This is a genomic window from Blastococcus sp. CT_GayMR20 (assembly GCF_004570345.1).
In genome coordinates this window covers 1-1,370 of the sequence record NZ_SPQM01000301.1, presented here as the reverse complement: position 1 = coordinate 1,370, position 1,370 = coordinate 1, and the positions used below count along the sequence as shown (strand labels likewise).

General features: G+C 74.7%; 2 protein-coding genes. Both read left to right on the top strand.

The genetic code is table 11. From position 1 onward, the window contains the following. On the top strand, positions 1 to 334 hold a 334-nt coding region (locus tag E4P40_RS27540; protein WP_135161456.1), incomplete at its 5' end, for a TatD family hydrolase. 42 nt (positions 335 to 376) lie between these two features. Continuing rightward, a complete protein-coding gene (locus E4P40_RS27535; RefSeq protein WP_135161455.1) occupies positions 377 to 1,213 on the top strand; it encodes a hypothetical protein in 837 nt (278 codons plus the stop codon). Positions 1,214 to 1,370: the final 157 nt, after the last annotated feature.

The window sequence follows — 1,370 nt, the reverse complement described above, 5'->3', positions numbered from 1 at the left end:
GGAGCACACGGTCTTCCACTGCTTCTCCGGAGACGCCGCCTTCGCCCGGGCCTGCGTCGAGCGGGGCTTCGTGCTCTCCTTTGCCGGCACCCTGACCTTCGGCAACGCCGCCTACCTGCGCGAGGCGGCCGCCGTGGCCCCGGTCGGCCAGCTGCTGGTCGAGACCGACGCGCCGTTCCTTTCCCCGATGCCGCACCGCGGCCGGCCCAACGCCTCCCGGCTGGTTCCCCTCACCGTCCGGGCACTGGCCGAGGTGACCGGCGTCGACCTCGTGGAGCTGTGCGAGAACCTCACCGCCACCGCCGAACGCGTCTTCGGTTCCTGGGAGATGTGATGGGCCGCCCCGTTCTCCGCCGAAGCGGGGGACACTGACGACGTGGGTCGCCTCATCGCCGTTCTCCTCTTCATCGCCGTGCTGGTGCCCGGCGTCCTGCTGTCCCGCGAGTGGTGGCTGGCCTCGGGCCGCCGGGCCGTCGCCGGGGGGTCCGTGGAGCTCGCCGAGCCGACCGCCGAGGGCATGCGCGTCCTCCATCGCCAGGCGCAGCACGGTCGCCGGGTCCGCCGCCTCGGTCTGCTCCTCGGGGTGGCGGGTGTGATCGGCAGCGTCGTCCTCCTGGCGGAGGCGTCGGTCTTCCTGTGGGTGCCGGTCCTCGTCGTCGGCCTGCTCGCCGGTGTCCTGCTCGCCGAGGCCACGCGTCCCCGTCCCCGCTGGAAGCTGGCCGTGCCGCACAAGCGCCCGCGTCAGGCGGAGCAGATCTCCGGCTGGCTGGTGTGGACGATGCGCGTCGCCGTCGCCGCCGAGGTGGCACTCACCGTGTCCCTGTGGCGGGCGGGCGAGCTGTCCGACGGGATCGCGTGGGCCGCCCTGACCGCTCCCCTCGCCGCGTGGGTCCTCGCCGAGGTCGCCCTGCTGCGCGCGCTCCTCCGGCCGATGCCGGCCGACGGTGCGGACGTCCCGATCGACGAGGCCCTGCGCACCTGGACGGCGCACCTGGTCGCCGCGGCGGCCACCGTCCTGGGGTTGCTCCCGCTCGGCACGCTGCTCCTGCGGGCCGGGATCGACCCCGACCGCGTCTCCGAGGGCTACGACTTCCTGCCGGTGGTGGCCGTCGCGGGCGGGTTCTCGGCGCTCGCGGCCGGTCTGGCCGTCGCCGGTTTCCTGCTGACCTGGCTGCGCCCCGTGCACTCCAACGCCCGGGCGCTGGCCGGCTGAACCGAGGTCCGGACCGGGTGTCGCTGCCCCGCGCGAGGCGTCTTCACGCTGTGGCCTTCGTCACGGAGTTCCACGCCACGTTCCCATCCGCCACACCCGCCCCTCCCGGCACGGCGGTCACACTGGGTATCGGCGCGCCCACTCTGGGCCCCCGCGG